The 23,195-nt window shown below is 62.5% G+C and carries 24 protein-coding genes and 1 tRNA gene; 11 read left to right on the plus strand and 14 right to left on the minus strand.

All coding sequences use genetic code 11. The features are described 5' to 3' along the window. Nucleotides 1–13: 13 nt before the first annotated feature. On the minus strand, nt 14–799 hold the full coding sequence (locus tag DVK01_RS02485) for an MBL fold metallo-hydrolase (protein WP_101350740.1): 786 nt from the start codon (nt 797–799) through the stop codon (nt 14–16). A gap of 9 nt (nt 800–808) precedes the next feature. Further along, nucleotides 809–1,078 (minus strand): helix-turn-helix domain-containing protein, encoded by a 270-nt coding sequence (locus tag DVK01_RS02490; RefSeq protein WP_005537824.1) that lies wholly within the window; start codon nt 1,076–1,078, stop codon nt 809–811. 249 nt (nt 1,079–1,327) lie between these two features. Between DVK01_RS02490 and DVK01_RS02495 the strand changes: the two genes are divergently transcribed. Both DVK01_RS02495 and DVK01_RS02500 read left to right on the plus strand, forming a co-directional pair. Further along, a complete protein-coding gene (locus DVK01_RS02495; protein WP_004517150.1) occupies nt 1,328–2,032 on the plus strand; it encodes a class I SAM-dependent methyltransferase in 705 nt (234 codons plus the stop codon). 93 nt (nt 2,033–2,125) lie between these two features. After that, nucleotides 2,126–3,031 carry a glycosyltransferase family 2 protein gene (locus tag DVK01_RS02500; RefSeq protein WP_101350741.1) on the plus strand — a complete coding sequence of 302 codons (906 nt, stop codon included), beginning with the start codon at nt 2,126–2,128 and terminating at the stop codon, nt 3,029–3,031. 44 nt (nt 3,032–3,075) lie between these two features. Here the strand turns inward: DVK01_RS02500 and DVK01_RS02505 are convergent, their stop codons facing one another. Continuing rightward, entirely contained in the window at nt 3,076–3,885 is an 810-nt protein-coding gene (locus DVK01_RS02505; protein WP_101350742.1) for an amidohydrolase family protein, read from the minus strand. Nucleotides 3,886–4,061: 176 nt separating this feature from the next. On the opposite strand from DVK01_RS02505, the gene thsA reads away from it, so the two are divergent. Beyond that, the gene (gene thsA / locus DVK01_RS02510) at nt 4,062–5,621 is read left to right on the plus strand and encodes a thermosome subunit alpha (protein ID WP_101350743.1); all 1,560 of its coding nucleotides are present in this window, start codon (nt 4,062–4,064) and stop codon (nt 5,619–5,621) included. A 73-nt stretch (nt 5,622–5,694) separates the two neighbouring features. Here the strand turns inward: thsA and DVK01_RS02515 are convergent, their stop codons facing one another. Further along, nucleotides 5,695–6,126: a DUF371 domain-containing protein gene (locus tag DVK01_RS02515; protein ID WP_101350744.1), complete on the minus strand. Its 432-nt coding sequence runs from the start codon at nt 6,124–6,126 to the stop codon at nt 5,695–5,697. A 26-nt stretch (nt 6,127–6,152) separates the two neighbouring features. After that, nucleotides 6,153–6,326 (minus strand): hypothetical protein, encoded by a 174-nt coding sequence (locus DVK01_RS22060; protein ID WP_199722308.1) that lies wholly within the window; start codon nt 6,324–6,326, stop codon nt 6,153–6,155. A 108-nt stretch (nt 6,327–6,434) separates the two neighbouring features. Between DVK01_RS22060 and DVK01_RS02520 the strand changes: the two genes are divergently transcribed. The 3 genes from DVK01_RS02520 (at nt 6,435) to DVK01_RS02530 (ending at nt 10,171) form a co-directional block, all read left to right on the plus strand. After that, complete coding sequence (locus tag DVK01_RS02520) at nt 6,435–8,279, plus strand: hydrolase (protein WP_121535268.1); 1,845 nt, start codon at nt 6,435–6,437, stop codon at nt 8,277–8,279. 265 nt (nt 8,280–8,544) lie between these two features. Further along, complete coding sequence (locus DVK01_RS02525) at nt 8,545–9,435, plus strand: coiled-coil protein (protein WP_101350746.1); 891 nt, start codon at nt 8,545–8,547, stop codon at nt 9,433–9,435. 37 nt (nt 9,436–9,472) lie between these two features. Beyond that, complete coding sequence (locus DVK01_RS02530; protein ID WP_121535270.1) at nt 9,473–10,171, plus strand: LysE family translocator; 699 nt, start codon at nt 9,473–9,475, stop codon at nt 10,169–10,171. Here the strand turns inward: DVK01_RS02530 and DVK01_RS02535 are convergent. Next, on the minus strand, nt 10,166–10,882 hold the full coding sequence (locus DVK01_RS02535) for an HD domain-containing protein (protein WP_053967478.1): 717 nt from the start codon (nt 10,880–10,882) through the stop codon (nt 10,166–10,168). The two genes, DVK01_RS02530 and DVK01_RS02535, sit on opposite strands and share 6 nt — an antisense overlap. Nucleotides 10,883–11,157: 275 nt before the next feature. Here DVK01_RS02535 and DVK01_RS02540 point away from each other — a divergent pair, with 275 nt between their 5' ends. Continuing rightward, complete coding sequence (locus tag DVK01_RS02540; RefSeq protein ID WP_101350748.1) at nt 11,158–11,355, plus strand: hypothetical protein; 198 nt, start codon at nt 11,158–11,160, stop codon at nt 11,353–11,355. Here DVK01_RS02540 and DVK01_RS02545 read toward each other — a convergent pair whose 3' ends face one another. The 4 genes from DVK01_RS02545 to DVK01_RS02560 form a co-directional block, all read right to left on the minus strand. Continuing rightward, the gene (locus DVK01_RS02545; protein ID WP_121535272.1) at nt 11,356–12,084 is read right to left on the minus strand and encodes a GNAT family N-acetyltransferase; all 729 of its coding nucleotides are present in this window, start codon (nt 12,082–12,084) and stop codon (nt 11,356–11,358) included. Between the two features lie 376 nt (nt 12,085–12,460). After that, nucleotides 12,461–12,533 (minus strand) — tRNA-Gln (locus DVK01_RS02550). Nucleotides 12,534–12,667: 134 nt separating this feature from the next. Then, on the minus strand, nt 12,668–13,102 hold the full coding sequence (locus DVK01_RS02555; RefSeq protein WP_053967475.1) for a metal-dependent transcriptional regulator: 435 nt from the start codon (nt 13,100–13,102) through the stop codon (nt 12,668–12,670). Next, nucleotides 13,099–13,581 (minus strand): rubrerythrin, encoded by a 483-nt coding sequence (locus tag DVK01_RS02560; RefSeq protein WP_101350750.1) that lies wholly within the window; start codon nt 13,579–13,581, stop codon nt 13,099–13,101. The genes DVK01_RS02555 and DVK01_RS02560 overlap by 4 nt, the downstream gene beginning before the upstream one ends. A 156-nt stretch (nt 13,582–13,737) precedes the next feature. Between DVK01_RS02560 and DVK01_RS02565 the strand changes: the two genes are divergently transcribed. Further along, nucleotides 13,738–15,369 (plus strand): alpha-amylase family protein, encoded by a 1,632-nt coding sequence (locus tag DVK01_RS02565; RefSeq protein WP_121535274.1) that lies wholly within the window; start codon nt 13,738–13,740, stop codon nt 15,367–15,369. Nucleotides 15,370–15,457: 88 nt separating this feature from the next. On the opposite strand, the gene sufD is transcribed toward DVK01_RS02565, so the two are convergent. From sufD to DVK01_RS02585, 4 genes are all read right to left on the minus strand, one after another. Next, on the minus strand, nt 15,458–16,669 hold the full coding sequence (gene sufD, locus DVK01_RS02570; protein ID WP_101350752.1) for a Fe-S cluster assembly protein SufD: 1,212 nt from the start codon (nt 16,667–16,669) through the stop codon (nt 15,458–15,460). Nucleotides 16,670–16,671: 2 nt separating this feature from the next. Further along, on the minus strand, nt 16,672–18,102 hold the full coding sequence (gene sufB, locus DVK01_RS02575) for a Fe-S cluster assembly protein SufB (protein ID WP_004517166.1): 1,431 nt from the start codon (nt 18,100–18,102) through the stop codon (nt 16,672–16,674). Nucleotides 18,103–18,138: 36 nt separating this feature from the next. Continuing rightward, on the minus strand, nt 18,139–19,068 hold the full coding sequence (locus DVK01_RS02580; protein WP_101350753.1) for an ABC transporter ATP-binding protein: 930 nt from the start codon (nt 19,066–19,068) through the stop codon (nt 18,139–18,141). Between the two features lie 125 nt (nt 19,069–19,193). Further along, a complete protein-coding gene (locus tag DVK01_RS02585; RefSeq protein ID WP_101350754.1) occupies nt 19,194–22,001 on the minus strand; it encodes a DNA-directed DNA polymerase in 2,808 nt (935 codons plus the stop codon). A 107-nt stretch (nt 22,002–22,108) separates the two neighbouring features. Here DVK01_RS02585 and DVK01_RS02590 point away from each other — a divergent pair, with 107 nt between their 5' ends. Genes DVK01_RS02590 through DVK01_RS02600 form a run of 3 tightly spaced genes read left to right on the plus strand, consistent with a single transcriptional unit; the run spans nt 22,109 to nt 23,192 of the window. After that, the gene (locus DVK01_RS02590) at nt 22,109–22,300 is read left to right on the plus strand and encodes a hypothetical protein (RefSeq protein ID WP_004517169.1); all 192 of its coding nucleotides are present in this window, start codon (nt 22,109–22,111) and stop codon (nt 22,298–22,300) included. 40 nt (nt 22,301–22,340) lie between these two features. Beyond that, nucleotides 22,341–22,742 carry a hypothetical protein gene (locus DVK01_RS02595; RefSeq protein ID WP_101350755.1) on the plus strand — a complete coding sequence of 134 codons (402 nt, stop codon included), beginning with the start codon at nt 22,341–22,343 and terminating at the stop codon, nt 22,740–22,742. A gap of 27 nt (nt 22,743–22,769) precedes the next feature. Continuing rightward, nucleotides 22,770–23,192 carry a hypothetical protein gene (locus tag DVK01_RS02600; RefSeq protein ID WP_101350756.1) on the plus strand — a complete coding sequence of 141 codons (423 nt, stop codon included), beginning with the start codon at nt 22,770–22,772 and terminating at the stop codon, nt 23,190–23,192. Nucleotides 23,193–23,195: the final 3 nt, after the last annotated feature.

Raw genomic sequence — 23,195 nt, forward strand, 5'->3', positions numbered from 1 at the left:
GGGCAAAAAGGCGTCACTCCGCCGGGTTCGGCACGGCCCGGTCGCCGTCCCACGAGAGCACGCCTTCGACAGCGAGTTTCTCAATGTGGGCCAGCACCGTCGCGCGGGCCAGGTCGCGCACGCCGGTGAGGTCCTTTTCGTAGGCGGCGTCGAGGATTTCGTCCAGCGTAGTGGCGCCGTGGTCGACAGCGTCCCGAACACGCCGCTCACGCTCCAGTCGGTGATTGATGAGTCGTGCACAGGTCTCCCGTGGCGTCTCGATACGCGGACCGTGACCCGGTAACAGCACGTCGGGGTTTCTGGCGTGGAGGCGGCGCAGTGACGCGAGATAGGCCCGAACGTCGCCCTCGGGTGCACCGACGACGACGCTGCCCTCAGCGACGGCGAGGTCGCCGGAGACGACGGCCCCGTCTGTTGCGAAGGCAACGTGCTCCGGCGCGTGTCCCGGCGTATCGATGACGGTCACTGGGCCGGCATCAGTCGGAATCGTCGTCCCTCCGCTGAACAGTCTGTCCGGGGAAACGCCGGTCGTAGCTTCAAACGCGCCTGCTCGACCGTGGCGCGCCCACACCGTCGCGCCCGTCTCTCCGGCGTAGTGTGCAACGGCACCAGCGTGGTCAGGGTGATGGTGCGTGAGCGCAATGTGTGCGAGGGTGCGGTCGCTGAGAAGCGAATCGAGCGCATCGTTCGTCGCCGCAGGGTCCACGAGAAGCGCCGCCTCGTCGCCACAAACGTATGCCGCCGTGTTGCCAGTTGGTGCCCGTGTCGAGACGGGTACGTCGGCCCGCTGCCAGTTCATGCCGGCCGGTCAGACCGTGAGGAAATAAACCTGTTTGCGTGCGTCGGTGAAACTATACCGCGAGTCTACCAAATCAGACTCCTCCAGCCGGTTCAAGGCATACCTGACAGTACGGTCCGGGAGCAGCGAGTTCTCGGCCAGGTCGCCCTGTGACAACGGAGCATCGTCTTCCAGCACCTTCGCGACGAGCTTCGCGCTCGGCGGGAGTTCACGCAGCGTGTCGCGGAACTCCTCGTCGGTAAACGGTGCCGGTGCAGCGTTTTCAGTTAATGCGCTCATAGTGGCTGATATTCCAGACTTACTGGTAAAACTTGGCTATATGCATGACCAAACAATACAGATTCTATGAAGTGTTTAATGTGTCCTTATACAAAACCGCCATCGTGCGGTTCCGGCCGGTAGCAGGAAGATTTGCCCGGATTTTTCAGGGTCGGGAGTGTGGCCGGTTCCGGATTGACTGGAAAACAACCCGACCGATGAAAGGGGATTCCAGTATCGTTTTATCCCCCGCGGGGTGAGCAATACACCGTGAAAGGGCAGGAGTGGTATCAGGCCGACACCGTGGCCGAAGAGTACGAGGCCAAGCGGTTCTCCCGTGGTGGTCGGCTGATCGACCGACGCGAGAAGCAGGCCGTCCTCGACGCAATCGGCCCCGTGGCCGATAAGGACGTATTAGAGGTAGCTTGCGGGACCGGCCGGTTCACTGTGATGCTGGCCGAGCGCGGCGCGAATATCACCGGGCTGGACATCTCGGGACCGATGCTCCAGCAGGGCCGTGAGAAAGCACAGGCGACCGGTGTCGACGACCACGTGGAGTTCATGCGGGGCGACGCCGCCCGACTCCCGTTCCCGGACGACCATTTCGACACTGTGTTTGCGATGCGCTTTTTCCATCTGGCGGACACACCTGCGGCGTTTCTCGCGGAGATGCGCCGCGTCTCGAAGGAGCAGGTTTTCTTCGATACGTTCAACCGGTTTTCCACCCGGTCGATATACAACTGGGCGCTCCCGATGGGGTCGCGGCTCTACTCCCGCTGGGAGATCGACCGGCTGTTAGACGGGGCCGGACTGGAACTGACCGACGCGAACCACGACTGGCTCCTTCCGTACGGGTTTTATCGGAAGATTCCGAACGAACTGGCCGCCTCGTTCCGCTCGCTCGATACGGCGCTTGGCGGCACACCGCTCGGCGAAAAGTTGGCGTCGGTGTCGTACTGGAACACCCACGTGTAGCGCATCGCCGCTCAAACGCTCCCGGTTTTGTAGCGGAGAGTTCGCGTCCGCCTCCCGCGACTTTTAAGCGCCTTCGCCGTCCTACCCAGAGGTATGGATATCTCGGTAGTGGTCCCGACGTTGAACGGCCGGGAAGAGCTGGCCGGCTGTCTGGACGCACTCACCGAGCAGGTTCCGGATGCGGAAGTAATCGTCGTCAACGGCCCGTCAGCCGACGGGACGACTGGCATGATCCGCGACCGGGACGACGTGTCTATTCTCGTCGAAATCGCCGACCGCTCGGTGACAGTCGCCCGCAACGCTGGCATCGACCGGGCGACGGGGGACGTTATCGCGCTCGTCCATCAGTCGCTCTCAGTCGAGTCCGGCTGGGCTGACGCCGTGAGAGACGGGCTTTCGGGGACCGCGCAAGCCATCACCGGACCGACACACCAGCAACTGTGGGCCGGGATGACGACCGAAACAGAAGAAACACGGACGATAGCCGGCCGCGACGTGACGTATTTCAACCCCGGCAACGTCGCGTTCGATGCCGAGGTACTGGAAGCACTGGACGGATTCGACGAGTATCTGAATGTCGGCAGCGCCCGGGACTTCGCACACCGGATGGCCGCCAGTGAGTACGGTGTCGACTGGAGCACAAAAATGTGTGTCAGCCGCGAGTTCGAGGCCGACGGCGGCATCGCAGAGACCGACTGGAACTGGAAGTACCGCTCGCTCGCGTATCGACTTGTGAAAAACTACAACGTCCGGCCGACTGTGGTGCGGCGACTCCTCAGCCACGCGATCGGTGACGCGAAAGACGCGCTGGTCGATGTCGTGCGCGGGGAAACGACGCCGTCGCAGTGGCTCGGCAACGGGCAGGACGTGTTCGGCGGCGTCGGGTCGGGAATCGTCGACGGAGTCAGGGCACGCGTGACCGACCGGACACTCCGCCGGAATCCGAACGGTCGGTCCGCGCGTGCGGACCGCGCAGTGACTGTGTACGACTGGCGGTAACCCACGACTGTCGCCCGTTCTACCGGTGTGGCGGCTGCCGGCGATCAGGGCGCCAGCGCTTCGATGACGCGGTTTGGATTGTTCGAGAACACCTTGCGCATCGCGTCTTCGGGGACATCCAGTGTCAGAATCTCCATGACAGCCACGTTCGGGTGAACGCTGGGGACGCCGCTCCCGAAGAGAACACGGTCAGGATGTTCCAGAACCGCCCGTTCCATCGGCCCCCGGTAGCGGACCGCGCTGGTGTCGAGATACAGATTGTCGTGGGCCGCCAGCAGGTCGATGGCTCGTTCCATCAGGTCCTGCCGAAGTGGATGCGCGCCGAAGTGTGAGAGAATGACCGGGAAGTCGTACGATAGCAGCGATTCGGCGACAGTTTCGGGCGGGAACCCTTCGCCGCCGTGGACGATAACGGGCAGCGACACTGACTCCAGTTCTGCGAGGACTTCGTCATCGGGTAGCCCGTCGGTCGGTGGATGGAGCTTGAAGCCGTAGAACCGGTCGTCGTAGGCGTACTGTTCGATGTCCGCAGGCGAGGTATGGTCATCTGTGCGACTACTTGCGAGGTTGCGAAGCGCCGACCCGGGGCCGGACCCCGGGTCCCGAGCGCCGTTGACTCTGGCGAAGGCGACCATCGGTCGCTCGACGGTCATCCGGGCGACGGCGTTGTTCGCTTTCAGATACGACCCGTCTCGCTCGCCAGGGAAGACGACGGAGCGGACGACGCCGGCCTGGTGCATCTCCCGTTCCAGTTGCTCCGGGTCACCCATGCCGTCTCGGGGCCGGCGCTGCTCGTCGGGTTCCAGCCGTGCGTGCACGTCGACGACCCGAAAGCCGTGCTCCAGCTCCAGCATCTACTATACGGTGTGTATAGACCCATATTAAAAGATGTGTAGGTCCGGCCAGGATTACAGAGACAGGAACCGCGCTGTCGCCCAACGAGCGGTCTGCGCCGTTAGAAAGTTTTATATAGAACCGCTTGCCTTGTCTTAAGTGAGGTTCAACACATATGTCATCTGGCCAGCGACGCATGGGCGGCCAGCCTCTTTTCATCCTTGATGAGGACGCCCAGCGCACACACGGAAAGGACGCACAGTCATCGAACATCTCCGCCGGAAAGGCCGTAAGCGAGTCCGTACGGACCACGCTCGGTCCCCGCGGCATGGACAAGATGCTCGTCTCCGACGACGGTGATGTGGTCATCACCAACGACGGGGCGACCATCCTTTCCGAGATGGATATCGAACACCCCGCGGCCCAGATGATCGTCGAGGTCGCCCAGACCCAGGAGGACGAAGTGGGCGACGGAACGACGACCGCGTCCGTGCTGGCCGGGGAACTGCTGACGAAAGGCGAGGACCTGCTCGACGACGACGTCCACCCGACGACAATCGTCGAGGGATACTCCGCTGCCGCCGAACTCGCACAGGAGGCCATCAACGAGATCGTCCTCGATGTCGACCTCGACGACGAGACGCTCGTCGAGGTCGCCGAATCATCGATGACCGGCAAGGGCACTGGTGATGTCGAGGCCGAGAAACTCGCCGAAGTCGTCGTCGACGCCGTCCGTCACGCCAAGAGCGACAACGGCGTTCGCCGGGACAACATCGAAGTCCACACCCAGACGGGTGCGGCTTCCTCCGCGACCAAGCTCGTCGAAGGCGTCATCGTTGACGAGACGGCCGTCCACGACAACATGCCGTCCTCGGTCGAGAACGCGTCCATCGCGGTCATCGACACCGAGCTCGACGTCCGCGAGAGCAACATCGACGCCGAGTACAACGTCTCTAGCGTCGACCAGCTCAACGCCGCACTCGACGCCGAAGAGAGCGAACTGCAGGGCTACGCCGAGGAAGTCGTCGAGAGCGGCGCTGACGTCGCCTTCGTCACCGAGGACGTCGCCGACCGCGTCGCCTCCCAGCTCGCCAAGGAAGGCGTCTTCGTCGCCGACAGCATCAGCTCCTCGACCGCGAAGGACATCGTTGAGGCGACCGGCGCAAAGCGCGTCGGCTCCCTCGAAGCTCTTGATGAGGACGCGCTCGGCCACGCTGACAGTGTCGACGTGGAAAAGCAGGGCGACGACGACGTGACGTTCATTACCGGCGGCGCGACCGCCGAGTCCGTCACAGTTATCGCTCGCGGCTCCACCGAACACGTCGTCGACGAACTCGAACGCGCGCTCAACGACGCGCTCGACGTGGTCATCGCCGCGCTCGACGCTGGCGGTGTGGTCCCCGGCGCAGGCGCCACGGAGATTGCCATCGCCGACCACATCCGCTCCGAAGCAGCGTCAATCGAGGGCCGCAAGCAGCTCGCCGTCGAAGCGTTCGCCGACGCTGTCGACGTCCTGCCCCGCACGCTCGCCGAGAACACGGGTCTCGATGCCATTGACGCGCTCGTCGACCTCCGCGCCGAACACGAGAGCGAGGGCATCGCTGGCGTCATCAGCGAAGGCCAGACTGGTGTCGTTGCTGACCCCGTCGAGTACGGCATCCTCGACCCCGCCGCTGTCAAGCGCGAAGCGGTCGACTCCGCCACCGAGGCGGCGACGATGATCGTCCGCATCGACGACGTTATTTCGTCGAGCTAAGCTGGTTTAGACGTCAAACCTGTTTTCTTTTGACCGCGCCAGAGAGCGGCGCGACCGCTGTAGAAACCACCGCTCAGTCGCCGCTGGGCTCGACAGAAAGCGTCAGCGTCGCATCGGCCCCGTCAGCGAGCGCTTCGACGAGGTCCCGGTCCACGTCGCCGGCCGCCGCGTCGGCGTTTACCATCACAGTCCGGTCATCGACGTAGTCGCTCGTCCGCAGGACGTGGCTCCGGTCGTTCTCGAAGGAGAGGTCTGGATGGCCGGTTCCGGTCACGGTAACAGTGTGGTCACCAGCCTCGATAATCGCCGTAATCGTCGCGTCGGCGTCCTGGCAGGCCGCTACGAACTTCTCATCGAAGTCGGCGGGGACGCGGTCAGCTTCGATAGCTAGAATGCAGTCACCGGCCGGTGTCAGAAAGTCGTCGCTCGTCACTTCTAGCGTGCTCGCGTGCTCGCCGGCGACGTTCTCGTGGCCCTGTGCGTGGACCACTTCTTCGAGTGTCATACCTCTCGCTCGCCGCCGGGCATACTTCAGCGGGACGACTCGGAGCGGACGACGGTAACCGTCACCGCACCGCAGACGCACTCGTGCGCTTCGCGGCGGCCAGCGTCGGTCTCGAACACCAGCGCCGGCTCCCCGAGCGAGCGCTCGCAGTGCTGGGCCTCGCAGGTCGGTGTCGCTGCCTCGTGCAGTTCAGTGAGCATATCTGGATAATAGGTGGCTACCTATGTCAAAGCGAGCCGTCCCCGCAGTGAAAGTGAAAGTGAAGGCGTGGGGCAAAGGATATGCCCTCGGGGAACGGGCCACAAGGTATGTCGCTGGAGTGGCGCGGCGCGGCGGTTGCGCCGGACGACGAGATGCCGTCCCCGGAGGCGTGGGAACCGGTGTCGGTACCCGGCCGGCCAGAACAGTTCGCCGGCGCCGAGGCCGTGGCCTACGAAACGACGTTCTCGGACCCGCGGGACGAGAGCGACGCACACGCCCTGCTCGTACTGAACGGAACATACGCGCACACACGCGTGTGGTGCAACGGCGATTTACTCAGCAGCCACGATGCCTACTTCGAACCGCTCCGGATTCGCCTCCCCGAGAGCGAGGAGTACAGGATCGTCGTGGAGTGTCGCACGCCAGAGGACCGCTTTGGCGGCCTGCACGCGACCGACCAGCTTCCGCCGGAGCGCTGCGTCCCGGGCATCTGGTGGGATGCGAGCATCGAAACCAGACCGGACCCCTGCGTGAGCGAGCTTTCAGTCCAGCCACAGGTGTCGGAAGAAGACGTGTCCGACGCGACGGTCGAGGTGTCGGCGACCGTCCTGACCGACGAGCCGCTCGACGACCGGATAACCCTCTCTCTGCGGCCGGAAGGCGACGTGCGTGGCGGCGGAATGATGGATCGGGCCCGCGTCTCGACCAACGAGGAGACGGCGACGGTGACGTATACGATGGACGTGCGCGACCCGTCACTGTGGTGGCCCCACGACCGCGGCGCGCAGTCCCGCTACGTTCTCAGGGCGAAGCTCGGCGACGACGAGCACTCGGTGACGACGGGACTGCGCACCGTCTCCTACGACGACGGCCTGCGGGTCAACGGCGAGGCCGTGCCCGTTCGCGGCGTAACGCTGCTGGACCCAACTGTTGAAGATGTCGCACGGGCTGTCGACGCCAATGCAAATCTGGTTCGGATTCGGGCACAGGGAACGCCGCCCGAAGTGGCCCGCGCCTGTGACGACCACGGCGTCCTGCTCTGGCAGGACCTCCCGCTGTCGGGCCCTGGTTCATTCGACCGCGAACGAGGAATTGCCCTCGCAACGCGGCTCGATACGACCTACGCACAGCATCCCAGTTTCGCGGCGGTCGGTGTTCACGACGAGCCAGTATCTCCGTACGCTGACGGGCTGGGCTCTGGGTTCCTCGACAGACTTCGCGTCCGATGGCGCGCTTGGCGAGCCGGCTACGACAGCACGGACGCCAAGTCAGTGGCCGGGAGCGTCGACGCCGTTCCGACGTTTCCGGTGGTCGGTCCGCCCGGAATCGGTCCCGACGCGGCCACGCTGTACCCGGGGTGGCAGTATGCCGACACGGCCGACCTCCCGTGGCTCTGTTCCACGTTCGGCGTTGGCGATGTCGTCGCCGGTTTTGGTGCCGGTGCGCTTGGGCGGCCGGACCCGGGCGACAGTCCCGGGTTCGATCGCGCCTGCCACGACCGACACGTCGACGGCGGCCTCGACGCGTCACAGGCGTATCAGGCCAGCGTCGTCCGCGAGGTTGCCGAGTCGCTCCGGCGCCGCGCCACGCCACTCATGATCGTGGATAGCCTCCGAGATGTCGGTGACGCCGGTATGGGTCTGCTCACCACGGATGGCACCGGGAAGACGGCGTTCAGTGTTCTTGCCGACTGTTACGAGCCCACGCAGGTAATACTCTCGGACCCAGCACCCGGCGAGCGGGATGTCGTCGTCCTCCACGACCGTCCAGAAAAAGCGGACCTCACCGTGGAATGGGACTGCAACGGGGACCGCGAACAGGCCGAACACACTGTCGGTCCGTTCGCCCGCGTCACCGTCGACACGCTTACTCTTTCAGCCGGTGACGACGTGACGCTCGCCGCCACCGACGGCCAGACTGTCGTCAAGAACGAGTACCGTATTAGCGAGTGATATATGCCCGTGATATACAAGGGAACCACAGACGATAGTGACCGTCTCGCCCCCGAAATAGGGCGTGTGAGACGTTGACGCGGTATTCAGTGCACCGGAATGTTTAAACAATATCCACCTCTATTCGTAGACACCAGAACGCTTCCGCGTTCAGGCAGTATCGCTTTCAGCCCAACATGAGAGGGAACCCTTGTTATTGGTGTCAGCCCCTCAGTAGTGGGCCGACTGTCTGTGCTGAAGCGGTGATGGCATAGAGGATTCAACAATGGCAGACTCGATAGACGAATCAAAGAACGTTACAGTAACCGAAGAGGATCTCGAAAACAAATCGAAAGGCGAGCTCATCAAACTCGCCGGCCAGCTCCGCGACCGACGGAACGAGCTGAACCAGATGGCGTCCGAGCGGGCCTCCGCCCGCGACGACCTGAACGCGAAGACTCGCGAGAAGGTCGACGAAGCCCAGGAACACCGCGAGAAACGCGACGAGCTCAACGAGCAGGTCCAAGAGCACAAGGACAAGCGAAACGAGCTCAATGCGGAAGCAAACGAGCTGTTCGACAAAGTCGATAACCTGAAAAACGACCTCGAACTCGACGAGGGCACGTCGGTCGAACAACTCAAAGAGGAGATCGAAGATCTCGAGTTCAAGCAACAGACCGAAGTGCTCTCCTCGGAGGACGAGAAGGAGCTCATCGAGAAAATCGAGACCAAGCGCGAGAAGCTCCAGGAGAAACAGGAGAAGCTCGACCAGGGCGGCGACCTCGAAGAGCTCAAAGAGGAAGCGGAAGAGGTCCGCTCGGAAGCCTCGAAGCACCACCAGAAGGTCACGGAACTGGCCGACGAGGCCCAGAAGCACCACAACGAGATGATCGAGGCCTACCGCGAGGCCGACGAGATCCGTGACGAGGCCGACGAGAAACACGAGGAGTTCGTCGAGGCCCAGGAAGCGGCCGACCAGCACCACGAGGACTTCGTCCGCGTCCAGAAGCGCCTCCGCGAGCTCGACAAGAAGGAAGAAGAGCAGGAGCGCTCCCAGCGTGAAGAAAAGCAGGAAGCCGCTCGCGAGGAAGCCGAGGAGATTTACCAGAAGTTCAAGGAAGGCGAGACCCTCGACACCGAGGACCTGATGAAGCTCCAGAAGGCCGGCAAGCTGTAAGTCTGCGGGATTTTCTCTCTGTTTTCTCGGACCATAGATGCATCACTCACCTGGCCTGCTCCAGCTCGGCGCGCTCTCGCTCGTCCCGACAGCTCTCGGTGGAATCCTGTTTGGCCTCGCGCTCGCCGCGCCACCGGGTCCGATGAACGCCGTTATTGCCGAGGAGAGTGCACTGCGGGGCTGGCGGGCCGGCTTCCTCGCTGGCCTCGGCGCGATGACTGCTGACGCCTGCTTCCTTGTGCTCGCTGTGCTCGGCGCCGCTACGATCATCACCGAGACGCCGGGACTTCGACGAGTGATGATCGGTGCCGGCGGGCTCCTGATGCTCTGGTTCGCGTACGGAGCAGTTCAGGAGGCCAATACAATAGTTACCGAGGGGGAGTCGTCGGTCGCGTCCGGGGACAGCCGGGGCTTTCGCAAGGCGCTCGTGCTGGCACTGACAAACCCCTATCAGGTCGCCTTCTGGCTCACCGTCGGCGTGGGCCTCCTTGAACCGGGTGTGGTCGACGTGGCGTCGTACGTGCCCGCGGTCGGGTCTGACGCATTAACCGTCCAAACCGGCCACCCGGTGCTGTTGGGTGGGTTTTTCGGCGGGATCGGTATCTGGATTACGGGATTTCCGGCGGCGATTGTCGCCGCGAGAACGCGTATCGAGCGGCTCGCACCGCTGGTCGCGTGGATTAGTGCCGCTGTTCTCGCCGGGACTGGGGTTCTGTTCCTGCTGCGGGCGCTATGAATCGCCCATCCCAGTCGCCACCTCGTCGAGGTCGTCTTCGACAGCCATGTCGGCGACTTCCATCGTTAGCCACTCCTGGAACCAACGGGTCCGCTTGAGCCGCTGGTGGACGATAGACTCGGCGGTGTCACTCTGCACGCGCTCGCGCGCGTCCTCACCGCGCTCGATGACACGGTCGACCATCTCGGCCGCGTCCATATGCGTCCGGGACTCATAGCCCATGCGCAACAACATCAGGGCGGTCCCGTTCGCGCCGACTTTGTCTAGGATGTCCGCCTCGATGAGACACTGTACTTCCAGCGGCAGGTCGTCCAGCGGCCCCTGGTACGAGTGAGCCTCGACGGCGGCGCAGACCTGTTCGATGAACGATTCTGGGTAGTCACCGTGTGCCCGCAGATACTCGCGTGCGATCCGAGCGCCGGCTTCCGCATGGAGGTCCTGCTCGGCTTCCAGTTTCGCGATGTCGTGAAACAACGCTGCAACGCGAGTCACGTCCACGTTTGCGCCCTCCTTGCGGGCGATTTTTGTCGCGATGTCGACGACGTTGAGGATGTGGTTGAAGCGATACTCCGCGGAGTGCCACGGATACCAGCGCATCCGGCCGCCCTCTTCTTCGTTTTCGACGCTCGCCGCGAGGTAGTCGTGGACGAACTCCTTCATTTCCTCGAACGCGTCGGCTGAGACAGGTGACTCCCTAATCTCGACGCCCACAGCACCACCTCCCGAAACGGATTTCGATAGTCATCTTACACATATAGACGTACGTTCGACTCTTTAGCGTTACGACAGGGAGAACGGCTGCTACACCGGCATTTTCAGATGGAGATAGCGGGGTAAACCCCGTCGTCGCAGTCTCCCGAAGGGACGCATTACTATCTCGGACGCTGTGTCAGGTAGGGTCATTACTGGGAGCCAGCCAGCGACTGGTTCTCAGCGGCTGGGAACATCAGTCCAGCTTTTTACATCTAATAGATAAATCAGCATACATGCCTCTCCAGCCACTCCACATGCCCGTCGGCGATGTGTCGATCGTGACCCACGCGGCGAACGAACACGCGGTGACTGATGTGCTCGTCGGCGTCGGTATCGCCCTGTGCCTGTTCGGCCTGTACTACAAGCTGATACTCCTCCCGGCAAACAGACAGGAATCGTCACAGCGCACAGGGGACCAGTCGCCGCCGTAGTTACAGATAGGCGGCGTCCCACCGCATCGGCTTGCGAACGTTCCCGCAGTTGTTACATTCGATACGGCCCATCGAATCCATCGCGTTCGCCAGCGTCTCACAGTTACTACAGAAGTACCCGTAGCGGTCGCTTCCCTCTTCGGTGACGTGGACCACGTGGAACGGCGCTATCGACCCGGACTCGTGGTTGTTGTGGTCGACGTAGACCGCCCGGCCGTCGTCGGTTATCGGTTCGCGGCCGAGCTCTTCGGCGTCGGTGTAGAGGTTCTCGACGTAGGTCCGCCCAGCGATGTCGACCTCGCCCGTGCCAGCGCGTTCGAAGCCGCGGTCCTCGTAGAAGCTGTTGCCTTCGACGTTGTCGGCCAGCACGCGCCCTTGGAGTGTCTCGGCACCGCGGTCGTGGAGCTCTCCGTGGGTCTCGTCAAACAGTGCCGACCCGATCCCTTCGCCGCGGTACGCTGGGTCGACGTGCAGCCAGAGTATCGTTCCGATGCTATCCCCTGAGAGGACGCTCTCGGAGAGACCGACCACCTGCCCATCCTGCTCAGCGACGAGAATCAACCGGTTACTCTCCTCGGTAAGTATTTGATTGATACGCTCTTCGTCGTACCACTCCTCGATAGCGCTCGTGATCGCCTTCGGCCCCAGCGAATACGACGCCTCTAACGAGCGACGCGCCACGTCACGGATAGCCGGCCTGTCCGACGACACTGCCTCCCTGATTTTCATATGCCACTAGTTGGCACGAAACATCATAAATCTACAGTTCGGTGTCAGAATTTGGGACACTCGTTGGGCTATTCATGTGAGGGCGCTGCGATTTGTTGCCTCGAATGGGACGTGTCAGCCCGTTAGCGCTGCTATCGCACCCTCTAGAAATGTGACCGCTGTTTGTGTTCTGGTAGCCGACACTTCAGTGGAATTCAGACCACGGGGACTCGAATTTTCTCGTCCGCTGAGTTCGACTCGCCGAGGATATCTACGGTTCACAAGCTTGCTCTGAATAGTCCCGGGCGGATTCGAACCGCGAAGACTCGAATCCTCTCGTCTTCTGAATATCGAATCCGCGAGAGCCACCCACTTCTCACGTTCGTTTGTCGGAGGATAGTCCCGGGCGGATTCGAACCGCCGTCAAGGGCTCCAAAGGCCCTTATGATTGGCCACTACACCACGGGACTTCATTCACTTCGTCTGTCCCGTGTACCGCGCAAATCCACAGGATTTGCTCACCACCACGGGACGTCACTCGCTATGAGCGATCCGTATGCAGGATAATCGACGGAACGCACTTGAACGCTTCGAGAGCGGCCGGTCAGTCGCTGGTGACTTCAGCCTCGACTTCGAGCAGGCCACAGACATCCCCCTCAGGGTCGAAACAGTCGGGACACTGCGGTTTACGGTCGATAATCGTATCGAGACGGTCAGCGACCGTTTCGTCGATGACGCCCTCCAGCTGCTTTGCCTCGGCCCGGAACTCCTCGACCTCTAGCACCTCGATGAGGAACCGTTCGATGATACAGTAGTTCTGGAGCGCCTCGCGAGCCTGTGCGATGCCGTCGTCGGTGAGGTCGACGCCTTTGTACTTCTCGTGGTTCAGCAGCCCACGGCTTTCGAGTTTGCCGATCATCTCGTTGGCGCTCGCCGGACTGACATCAAGCATATCGGCCACGTCGCCGGTGGATGCCGGACCGTCTTCTTGCTGTTGCGTGAGATAGATCGCTTTCAGATACTGGGCCTGCGTGTTCATTGATAGTCCTCCATCAGGTCGGTCACGTCTTCGACACCTTCTGCCTCGTCCTCGCGGATATCCGACAGCACGGCAAGCAGCCGTTCGCGGTCGATAGTGAATGTCACGTCGGACGCCTCGATGGCTTCGATGAGGTCGTCGTAGAACTTGTACGCCGTCTCCTCGTTACAGAGCTGGTCGTACAACACGCCGTCGAAGTCCTCGTCGGCCTCGTACTGGGCCTCGACTAGCATCTCGATTTCCTCGAACGGAACGGTGTCCGCTTCGAGGTCGTCGATGAGTGCCTCCAGTTGCCGGCGGTGCTCGGCCGACTCCGTCTCGGCGTGCGCGAGGAGGTCGAGCACCGCCTGTTCGTGCTCTCCGCTCGTTTCCTCGGCGTGCTTGGCCGCCCGTGCCTCGACGACCTCTTCGAGGACGATGCCGATCTGTAGCAACCGGGCCAGCTGATGATCGGACACCACTGGCTGTGTGAGACTCACGGTACAACCCCCACTCGGTGCTGTGCTCCAGTCATACACGTAGTTCGGGGAGGGCCGGACTTAAGCGGTTCCCTGTCGTCGAACTGAAGCCGTTCAGGCTCGGTCCGCGGACGGACCCGAAACTACCAGAGGCTGGGACTCGATGGCACACACGAGATGGTCGAACACGGCTGGCACGAGGACGCGGTCATCTACACACTGGACGTAAAGACGTTCAACGACAGCAACGGCGACGGCTGGGGCGATTTCCGGGGCCTCATCGAGAAGCTCGATTACATCGAGGACCTCGGCGTGACCTGCCTCTGGCTCCGCCCGTTCTATCCGAGTCCACTCCGGGACAACGGGTACGACGTCGCCGACTACTACAGCGTCCACGACCGGATGGGAACACTGGCAGACTTCCGAGAACTCACCGACCGCGCCCACGACCGCGGCATCCGTGTCCTCACCGACCTCGTGTTCAACCATACATCGACCGACCACAAGTGGTTCCAGCGCGCCCGCGAGGACCCCAACTCGAAGTACCACGACTACTACCTCTGGACTAGCCACCTCGACGATGCGTACCAGACGACCAACATTTTCCCCGACCGCGAGGACGGCGTCTGGAGCTACGACGAGGTCGCCGGCAAGCACTACTTCCACCAGTTCTACCACCATCAGCCGGACCTCAACGTCGCCAACCCCGCTGTCCGCGACGAAATCCACGACGTGATGCGCTTCTGGCTGGACCAGGGAGCAGACGGTTTCCGTATTGACGCCGCCCACCCGATGCTGCTGCCGAAGGGGCACAACGGGACAACCGAGGACATCGAGCTGTTCAAAGAACTGAAACGCGTCGTCAGGGAGACGAAGGACCACGCCATCCTCATCGCCGAGGCCGACGACCAGCCCGAACACCTCGATTACTACTTCGGTGACGGCGAGGCGTTCGACCTCCTGTTCAATTTCGTCCTGAACGCTCACATGGTGTACGGCGTCGGCGTCAGAGACACCTGGCCACTCCACCGCGCGAACGAGGTCCTGCCGGACATCTCAGGGATCGGACAGTGGGCGAACTTCCTCCGGAACCACGACGAGTGGAACCTCCTGAAACTCCCCCACGAAGCGCTGGAACACGCCCGGGAGTACTTTGGCCCCGATGACGGTTCCTCGTGGATTTTCGGTCGGGGTCACCGGCTCCGGCTGGCAGACCTCCTCGGCCACGACCACGACCGCATCGCGATGGCTCACAGCCTCCTCTTTGCGTATCCGGGGACACCGGTCATCCTCTCCGGCGACGAGATCGGCATGGGCTCGGACCTGTGGCTCGACGAACGGGAGTCTGTCCGGACGCCGATGCAGTGGGACGACACCGAGAACGGCGGCTTCTCGACGGCCGCTCGCGAGGACTGCTACAACCCGCCGGTCGTCGGGAAGGAGTACAGCTTCGAGCACATCAACGTCGCTGACCAGCAAGCCGACCCTGACTCGCTGCTGTCACACATCCAGCGTCTCGTCGCGGCCCGCAAGCGCAACCCAGAACTCAGCGGCGGCGACCTCCATCTGACCGAATCGGGCCACAAGGACGTGCTCGTTCACCGCGTCGACACCGGTGACACCGCCTTCATCTTCGCCCATAACTTCGCCGACGAGTACCGCGAAGCCGTCCTCCAGTGGGAAGTCCCCGACGCCGACACGTCGAAGGCAGTCGGTGACGGCGGCTATCACATCGAGGACGGCGGCGTCACCTTCCTGCTGGATCCGTGTGACTACGTCTGGCTCCGTGGCGATAAGCGCGACTGGTGACTGACTGCAGACGGTCACAAAAAACAGCAAAAACAAGCCGCGTCTCGCGGGCCGGTCCGTTGCAGTTCGAGGCCGCTGTGGGACCTCGTTACTCCCGAAGACGCTCGTAGATGAGCTGGTCGAGGTCTTCGCGGAGTTCGTCGACCTGCACCTCTTCGAGTACCGGGACGTAGAACCCTTCGACGAGCATGTTCTTCGCGCTCTCGGGGTCGACACCGCGGGAGGTCATGTAGAACATGTCCTCTTCGTCGACCTGCCCGACCGTCGCGGAGTGGGAGGCCTCGGTGTCGTGGTTGTTGATGATGAGCTTCGGCGACGCGTCGGCCTCGGAATCGTCGGAGAGCATGAGCGTGTTCTCACGCTGGTAGGACGACGTGTCCCAGGCCTCACGACCGACATCCTGCACGCCCTCGTACACCGAGCGGGCGTCATCGTCGAGGACGCCGCGGGTGACGAGGTCGGCGATAGTGTGTTCAGCCTCGTGCCAGACACGCGACGCGATGTCGAAGTGCTGGTCCTCGTGGCCGAAGAAGGCTCCGAGAATCTGGGACTCGGAGGAGTCACCCAGCAGTCGGGTCTCGACGTTAGACTTGGTCAGTCGGGAGCCGATGTTGCCGTCGATCCAGTTGACCGTGGCGTAGGTGTCGGCGTGGCCGCGCTTGACCTGGAAGTTGTAGGTCTCTTCCGAGAGGTTCTGGAGCGCGCCGTACTGGACGTAGGCGTTCTCCTCGGCGACGACCTCGACGATACCAGAGTAGTACTGGTCAGCGTCGGTCGTCTCGCCGGTCTGCTGGCGTTCCAGAATCGTGACCGAGGAGGACTCCTCGGCGAGGACGAGCGTGTAGTTGAACAGCGACTGGCTGTTCATCGTCGTCCGGATCTTCACGTCCTCGGCATCGACGCCCTCGGGGACGTAGACGACCGTCCCGGCCGAGAACAGGGCCGTCGACAGCGCGGTGAGGTAGTCTCGCTGCGGGTCGACGGTACTGCCGAAGTGCTCCTCAACGAGGTCTTCGTGCTCGTCGAGCGCCTCGCTCCAAGAGAGGACCTCGACGCCCTCGGCGTCGACGCGGTCCTTGTCCTGTGCGTAGTCGAGCGGGTCGACCAGCGACTCGTATTCGAGCGCGTCGAGGTTCGTCCACGTCCGACCCGGCGTCCGGATAACGTCCGGCATTTCGAGCTCTTCGAGCGCCGCGAGCGCGTCCTTTCGCGTCTCAAGCAGCCACTCCGGCTCGCCGAGATCGTCTGAAATCTGTTCCACTTGGGCCTCTGTGAGATTGGCGTGTACCTGCGTACTCATGGTTATCCGAGCGACCCCTCCATCTCAAGCTCAATGAGGCGGTTCAGCTCAACGGCGTACTCAATCGGCAGTTCCTCCGTGATCGGCTCGATGAAGCCGGCGACGATCATCTGCTTTGCGTCGTCGTCGTCCAGTCCGCGGGACTGGAGGTAGAAGACGTCCTCGTCACCGATCTTGCCGACAGTCGCCTCGTGGGCAACGTCGACCTTGGACTCCTGAATCTCCATGTACGGCATCGTGTCCGACGTGGACTCGTTGTCGAACATCAGGGCGTCACACTCGACGGAGGTCGAAGAGTCTTCGGCACCGTCAGCGATGTGGACGAGACCGCGGTAGTTCGTGCGGCCGCCGTCCTTGCTGATGGACTTGGACTCGATGGTGGACTTCGTCTCTGGGGCGTTGTGGTAGACCTTCGCTCCCGTGTCGATGTCCTGGCCCTCGCCGGCGAAGGCGATGGTGATGTGGTTGTCCGTCGCGCCGGGCCCTTTGAGGACGGTCGAGGGGTACAGCATCGTGGCCTTCGAGCCCATGCTGCCCGAGACCCACTCCATCGTGCCGTCGGCCTCGCAGATGGCGCGCTTGGTGTTGAGGTTGTACGTGTTCTTCGACCAGTTCTGCACGGTCGAGTACTGGACGTGAGCGTTCTCCTTGACGAACACTTCGACGCCGCCGGAGTGAAGGTTGAACTCCGAGTACTTCGGGGCGGAACAGCCCTCGATGTAGTGGACTTCGGAGTTCTCCTCGGCGATGATGAGCGTGTGCTCGAACTGGCCCATGCCGTCGGAGTTCATGCGGAAGTACGCCTGGACCGGCATATCGACCGTGGTGTCCTCGGGGACGTAGACGAACGACCCACCGGACCAGATAGCGCCGTGCAGCGCCGCGAACTTGTTGTCGCTCGGCGGCACGGCCTTGGTCATGAAGTACTCTTTGAGGATGTCTTCGTGTTCCTGGACGGCCTTGTCCATGTCACAGAAGATGACACCCTTCTCCTCCCAGCGCTCCTGCATGTTCTGGTAGACGATCTCGGACTCGTACTGCGCGCCGACGCCTGAGAGCGCGTTCTTCTCGGCTTCCGGGATGCCCAGTTTGTCGAAGGTGTCCTGAATCTCCTCTGGGAGGTCGTTCCAGTCGTCGACGCCGCCGCGTGTCTCGATGTCGGGGCGGATGTACGGGACGATTTCGTCCACGTCGACCTCGGAGAGGTCGGGCGCGCCCGGCCAGCCGTCCGGCATCGGCATCTCCTTGTACTGTTCGAGCGCGCGAAGGCGGCGTTCGAGCATCCATTCGGGCTCGTCCTTGTCTTCGGAGATGACCCGGATGGTCTCCTCCGTGAGGCCCTTCTCGGCTTCGAAGGCGGACTTCTCCTCTTTCTTGAACTCGAAGCGCTTCTCGGTGTCCGTTTCCTTGAGGTGGTCTTGATCTGAACTCATAGTGTGTGTAGTGTTATCGCTGTGTACGGAAGGGCGTTACGCGGCCTCGTAGGCTTCCTCTCGGACCCAGTCGTACCCCTCGTCTTCGAGCTTTTCGGCGAGTTCGGCACCACCGGAAGTGGCGATCTGGCCGTCGAGCATCACGTGGACGTGGTCGGGTTCGACGTAGTCGAGGATGCGCTGGTAGTGGGTAATCTGGAGGATGCCTGCGCCCTGCTCGTCACGGAGCGCGTTGATGCCGTTGGAGACGTCCTGCAGTCGGTCGATGTCCAGTCCGGAGTCGATTTCGTCGAGCACGGCAATCGAGGGCTCGAGAATCGCGGCCTGGAGGACCTCGTTTTGCTTCTTCTCGCCACCCGAGAAGCCAGCGTTGAGATACCGGGACGCGAACTTCTCGTCCATGTCCAGCTGCTCCATCTTCTCCTGGAGGATTTCCTGGAACTCGGCGACGCCGATTTCTCCTTCTTCGACGTTGCCCTCCATCGGGGAGGTGTCGTAGCCGGCGGCGTCCTCGTTGGTGTCGCCGCCCTCTGCGTCAGCTTCCTCTTCGTCGTCGTCCTCGAACAGTTCCTCGCGCTCTTCGAGCTTGGCGTTGAGCGCGGTCCGCAGGAAGTTCACCATCGTGACGCCCTCAATCTCGGCCGGGTACTGGAAGCCGAGGAAGATGCCGAGCGCGGCGCGCTCGTTCGGTTCGAGGTCGAGCAGGTCCCAGGTGCGGAGATCTTCTGGGATCTCCTCGTCGCCGAACTCGTCCTCTTCGAGGTGGATGAGCACTTCGCCGTCGGTTACCTCGTAGGCCGGGTGGCCGGCGATAATCTTCGCCGTCGTCGACTTCCCCGAGCCGTTGGGACCCATCAGCGCGTGGATCTCACCGGACTCGACTTCGAGGTCGACACCGCGGAGAATCGTCTCACCGTCCTCTTCTGCGACTTCTGCGTGGAGATTGTTGATTTCGAGTTTCGCCATAGGTATCTCTTAGGTCAACCGAAAGAAGGTACGTTTCACCCATGAAGCTTTCGCATTGCTGCGAACTCAACTTCTGTATATAGAAATAATATTTCTTGCAGCAGTAAGCCCCTGCTTTCTGTGGGTTACATGAAGCTGCCGAGTCCCGTCTGTTCCTGCCCGGACTTGACCTCCTCCCAGGAGATATCCATGGCTTCCAAGATCCGAGCAATCGGTCCTTTCAGTGTCTTATCGAGCATCTTGTCCCAGTCGATTTCGAACTCCTCGGGGATCTGGTCCGCGTACTCGAAGCAGATAACGTCGGGGTCCCGTCGGAACTCGCCGTACAGCGGGTCCCGCTGGGGGTCCAGTCCCTCCTCTTCCTCGATGCGCTGGAAGAAGTCCGAGTGGACCCGGTCGAGATAGAGGCGCTTGGGTTTCGAGCCGCTCTGGAAGTTCGTCCCCAGCAGAAGGTTGGCGTACTTCGCGCCCCGGACCTGCGCAGTGTCGGTGTCGTAGTTGTCGAGTTTCTTGCCGATGCCTCCGGGGATGCCCACGTCGTCATAATTGACGTTGCCGTCCTGATAGTCCTCGATGACATCGCTGACGTACTGTTTGATGGACTCGGCGTCTTCGCCGCGGACGATGCGGTCGATGACCTCCTTCTGGACCCGCTTGGTGATGGGCGCGATGTCCGAGCGCTGGTACTCGAAGCCCGTGATGTCGATGTCGTCGACGTGCTTGCCCTCCTTCCAGACGATGTTGCCCGCGTAGCGCTTCTTTTTGCCGGCCTGGAAGAACCGCCGGTAGAGCTTCTCGAACTCTATCTGGAAGCGATGCTCGTCGGCGTTGAGTTCCTCCATCGCGAACTCGTCGTACGAGTCGTTGATGGTCTCCTCCAGTTCGAACCCCTTCCCGATGGTCGCGGCGATGAGTTCGAGTTCGTCGTCGCTCATCTCCGGGTGTTTCTCGCGCATCTCGTCGGTGACGGTCACGTCGCCCTCGACGTCCGCCGGGCCGATGTCGCCCAACTGGAGCATGACAGAGTCGGTGTCCCCGTAGACGACCTCGTAGCCCTCGCTCGCGACGACCTCGTCGGTGTAGTCGATGACCTCGCGGCCGGTGGCGGTGACCGCCGCACCCATCTCCTTGTCGTAGAGGCGGAAGCGGTCCCACCCAAGTACGCCGTACAGGCTGTTCATTATCACCTTCACTGCCGCTTGCTGACGGTCTAAGCGCTCGTACTCCGGATTTTCGGGGTCAAAACTGTTCCGGCGTTCTTTCTTCTCCTCGCGCTCTGTCAGGAGTTCGTCGACCATCTCCCGGATGACGCCGTCCGGTTCCTTCCGGAAGTGCGTGCCGTTGGGCGCGCAGTAGGTGTCACCGTCGTAGGTCTCGGGGTCGACCTTCGTCTCCGGGCTGGCGTTGGTCGTCACCATGCACATCGGGTACAGCGACTTCAGGTCCAGCACGGTGACGTTCTCGCGGACGCCGGTGATGGGGTCGAACACCGCGCCGCCCTCGTAGTCCTCGCTCTCCTGTTGGCCCTTCGAGGGCAGCGCGAACTCGCCGTGGAGCTTGTGCAGGACGTACATGTCGACGGCGTCGCCAGGCGTCGTCGCGTCCTCCAGTTTGCAGCCGACGAAGGTGCGGACCTCGTCCCAGAAGTCGACGATGTCCTGCTCGCGGTCGAGTTCGACACACAGCTCCACGTCCCGGAGGTTGTACTCCAGCAACTGCTCGGGGTCTTGCTCCCAGAGGTCGCCGATGTCGCCAGTGTAGCGCTCCTTGCCGACGCCGAGTTCCTGCTCGCCGACGGCGTCGAGCCGGTAGGATTCGAGTTCGGTGAACTGCGTACGCTTGTAGGCATACAGGAGGTCGAAGACGACCCGGCCCTTGATATCGGGGCCGCCCCAGCCCGACCGCCAGACCTCGTCGACGCGGGAGAGGCGGTCGACGGACAGGTCGTAGTCGTGGTTGTAACTCTGGAGTTCCTCTAGGCGGTCGAGGAAGTACGGCGCGTCGAAGTCGTCGAAGTTCCAGCCCGTCAGCACGTCGGGGTCGGTGTCGATGATGTAGTCGACAAAGGCCTCCAGCATGGCCTCCTCCTCGCCGAAGACGCGCACGTCGGCCTCGAAGTCCTCCCGAATCGGGTCGTAGCCGGCCAGCGCCTCGGGGCCGTCGATGCCGTCGGGGGACTCGTACAGCCAGACGACGTACTCGTCGCGGTAGGAGTCGTGGGAGGTAAGGCAGATGATCGGTTCCTCGCCGTCCTCGGGGAACCCCTGCCTGTCGTCGACCTCGATATCGAAGGTGTTGACCCGCGGGTCGGCGTGGGCCTCGACCGGTTGAATCTCCTCGTGGTGGACCTTCAGGCTCCCGTCGTCGAGTTTGCGGGCGGGGACGCGCACGCCGCTCGTAATATCCTTGTCGATCAGCAGCCGGTTGGGAAAGAGGATGTCCGCCTCGTAGTGGTCGAAGTCGTCGCGTATCTGCCCCACGTCGCGTGGCGTCTGGCCGAATATCTTCGTCAGGCGCTCGCCCCGAATCGATTCGTAGGGCTCGCCGTCCGCGTCGGCTTCTTCCCAGCCAGTGATGCTATCGTACTGACGGAGTCCGTCGTCGGTGACGCTGTCGGTCGGCGCGTAGAAGTACGGCTTGAAATCGAAGACACGAGCGTGAACCGGTTCGTTGTCGTCGGTGCGGCCGAAGACGTGGACGACCGGGAATTCGTCGTCGCCCTGGCCCTCGATGGTGTAGTCGACCTGCGTGACGACGAACTCGACGGTCTCCTCGACGGGCGGGAACTGACGCTCGTCGAGATCGACGACGCTCGTCCCGCCGTCGCTCCCACCGTTGCCCGCGATGGCCGCCGCTTCGTCGGCGACCGGGCGGTCGTCTGTGCCCGCGTCCTGCCCGAAGTCCCCCAGCGTGCCCTGGGTGCCGTCACTCATTCTTGGCCTTGTTTCGAGATGCCGCATAAAAACACCGGCGGTCGACGGGGTATTGCCACAGGCAGAAAGTATATGCCATCGAGTAACATACCCAAGTTTGACGGCCAATGTCGCACCACGCATCCCCCCACGGCGAGGCGGATAGGTCCGAAGAACTGCGGTCGGAGCCGGCGCTCCCGGACGCCATCCAGACGACCGAGACCTACGAGACCGAGGAGGGGACAGTGTTTTACGACGCCGAGAACCCGCTTGCGTGGCTACAGACTGATACGGCGCTCACTTTACAGGAAATCGCCTGACAGGAAGTACTTTTAGCGTCCACGCGTCGTAGCTAGTGTGATGGACATCCCCGGCGAGGACGACCCGAACGAGAGCGGCGGCGTCCTCTCGGAAAAGAGCGAGTACGAACCAGAGGAGTTCGACCCAGAGAGCCTCGGACCGGACGTTCCGTCCCCGACGGACGGCGATTACAGCGGCGACACCACAGGGCTGTTCGTCAAACTCGTCATCGTGTTCAACGTCGCGCTGCTTGCCCTCTCGCTCGGCCCGATGCTTGCGTACTTCGAGGGACAGGTCGACCTCGGGGTCCGGATATTCCTCGTCGGCGTCATCGCCTTCGGCTACGGAACGTTTCGGTACATCCAGTTCGAGCGCGAGCGCAAATCGGACGACGAGGGCGACACAGCCGAGACCACACATACGCAGTCCGACGGCACAGAGTCAGGCGACCACAACGGCTAACCGGTCCGGCCAGCTACGAAGCATTATATGCGTACTGTGCGGGACGACGACGGCACGCGGTACTTACTGCTGAAGGAGTCCACCGATTCGAGTCTGGTCAGGGACCCTGAAACCGGTGAACAACGACACGTTCCGAACGCCGACCTCGAACCTGTGGATGGCGACTCACCGCTGACCACGGCCGCCAAAGCCGTTCCCGACGCCACCCGTCAAGTCATTACGGCGGCCCATGATGAGCGCGCGCTAGGCCTGCTCGTGGAACTCGACGAGCGCGGGCCGCTCCCCGTGGCGGAACTGCTCTCAGCCTACGATCTCTGCGAGAGCGACCTGCACGGCTTGCTAGCCGAGTTTCGCGCCGCCGGCCTGCTCACGGAGGCCAGAGTCCACGGCCAGCCGGGGTACGACACGACCGACACGGCCAGCGATGGGCTGGCGCAGCTCCGCGACTGAGGT

Origin of the sequence: Haloarcula sp. Atlit-120R, from assembly GCF_003665885.1 — an archaeon.
Taxonomy (GTDB): domain Archaea; phylum Halobacteriota; class Halobacteria; order Halobacteriales; family Haloarculaceae; genus Haloarcula; species Haloarcula taiwanensis.

What these genes read in the sequence shown, in the direction of transcription:
- DVK01_RS02485 (WP_101350740.1), bottom strand. Translation starts at nt 799, where the DNA reads ATGAACTGGCAGCGGGCCGACGTACCCGTCTCGACACGGGCACCAACT.
- DVK01_RS02490 (WP_005537824.1), bottom strand. Translation starts at nt 1,078, where the DNA reads ATGAGCGCATTAACTGAAAACGCTGCACCGGCACCGTTTACCGACGAG.
- DVK01_RS02500 (WP_101350741.1), top strand. Translation starts at nt 2,126, where the DNA reads ATGGATATCTCGGTAGTGGTCCCGACGTTGAACGGCCGGGAAGAGCTG.
- DVK01_RS02505 (WP_101350742.1), bottom strand. Translation starts at nt 3,885, where the DNA reads ATGCTGGAGCTGGAGCACGGCTTTCGGGTCGTCGACGTGCACGCACGG.
- thsA (WP_101350743.1), top strand. Translation starts at nt 4,062, where the DNA reads ATGGGCGGCCAGCCTCTTTTCATCCTTGATGAGGACGCCCAGCGCACA.
- DVK01_RS02515 (WP_101350744.1), bottom strand. Translation starts at nt 6,126, where the DNA reads ATGACACTCGAAGAAGTGGTCCACGCACAGGGCCACGAGAACGTCGCC.
- DVK01_RS22060 (WP_199722308.1), bottom strand. Translation starts at nt 6,326, where the DNA reads ATGCTCACTGAACTGCACGAGGCAGCGACACCGACCTGCGAGGCCCAG.
- DVK01_RS02520 (WP_121535268.1), top strand. Translation starts at nt 6,435, where the DNA reads ATGTCGCTGGAGTGGCGCGGCGCGGCGGTTGCGCCGGACGACGAGATG.
- DVK01_RS02525 (WP_101350746.1), top strand. Translation starts at nt 8,545, where the DNA reads ATGGCAGACTCGATAGACGAATCAAAGAACGTTACAGTAACCGAAGAG.
- DVK01_RS02530 (WP_121535270.1), top strand. Translation starts at nt 9,473, where the DNA reads ATGCATCACTCACCTGGCCTGCTCCAGCTCGGCGCGCTCTCGCTCGTC.
- DVK01_RS02540 (WP_101350748.1), top strand. Translation starts at nt 11,158, where the DNA reads ATGCCTCTCCAGCCACTCCACATGCCCGTCGGCGATGTGTCGATCGTG.
- DVK01_RS02545 (WP_121535272.1), bottom strand. Translation starts at nt 12,084, where the DNA reads ATGAAAATCAGGGAGGCAGTGTCGTCGGACAGGCCGGCTATCCGTGAC.
- DVK01_RS02555 (WP_053967475.1), bottom strand. Translation starts at nt 13,102, where the DNA reads ATGAACACGCAGGCCCAGTATCTGAAAGCGATCTATCTCACGCAACAG.
- DVK01_RS02565 (WP_121535274.1), top strand. Translation starts at nt 13,738, where the DNA reads ATGGTCGAACACGGCTGGCACGAGGACGCGGTCATCTACACACTGGAC.
- sufD (WP_101350752.1), bottom strand. Translation starts at nt 16,669, where the DNA reads ATGAGTACGCAGGTACACGCCAATCTCACAGAGGCCCAAGTGGAACAG.
- sufB (WP_004517166.1), bottom strand. Translation starts at nt 18,102, where the DNA reads ATGAGTTCAGATCAAGACCACCTCAAGGAAACGGACACCGAGAAGCGC.
- DVK01_RS02580 (WP_101350753.1), bottom strand. Translation starts at nt 19,068, where the DNA reads ATGGCGAAACTCGAAATCAACAATCTCCACGCAGAAGTCGCAGAAGAG.
- DVK01_RS02585 (WP_101350754.1), bottom strand. Translation starts at nt 22,001, where the DNA reads ATGAGTGACGGCACCCAGGGCACGCTGGGGGACTTCGGGCAGGACGCG.
- DVK01_RS02590 (WP_004517169.1), top strand. Translation starts at nt 22,109, where the DNA reads ATGTCGCACCACGCATCCCCCCACGGCGAGGCGGATAGGTCCGAAGAA.
- DVK01_RS02595 (WP_101350755.1), top strand. Translation starts at nt 22,341, where the DNA reads ATGGACATCCCCGGCGAGGACGACCCGAACGAGAGCGGCGGCGTCCTC.
- DVK01_RS02600 (WP_101350756.1), top strand. Translation starts at nt 22,770, where the DNA reads ATGCGTACTGTGCGGGACGACGACGGCACGCGGTACTTACTGCTGAAG.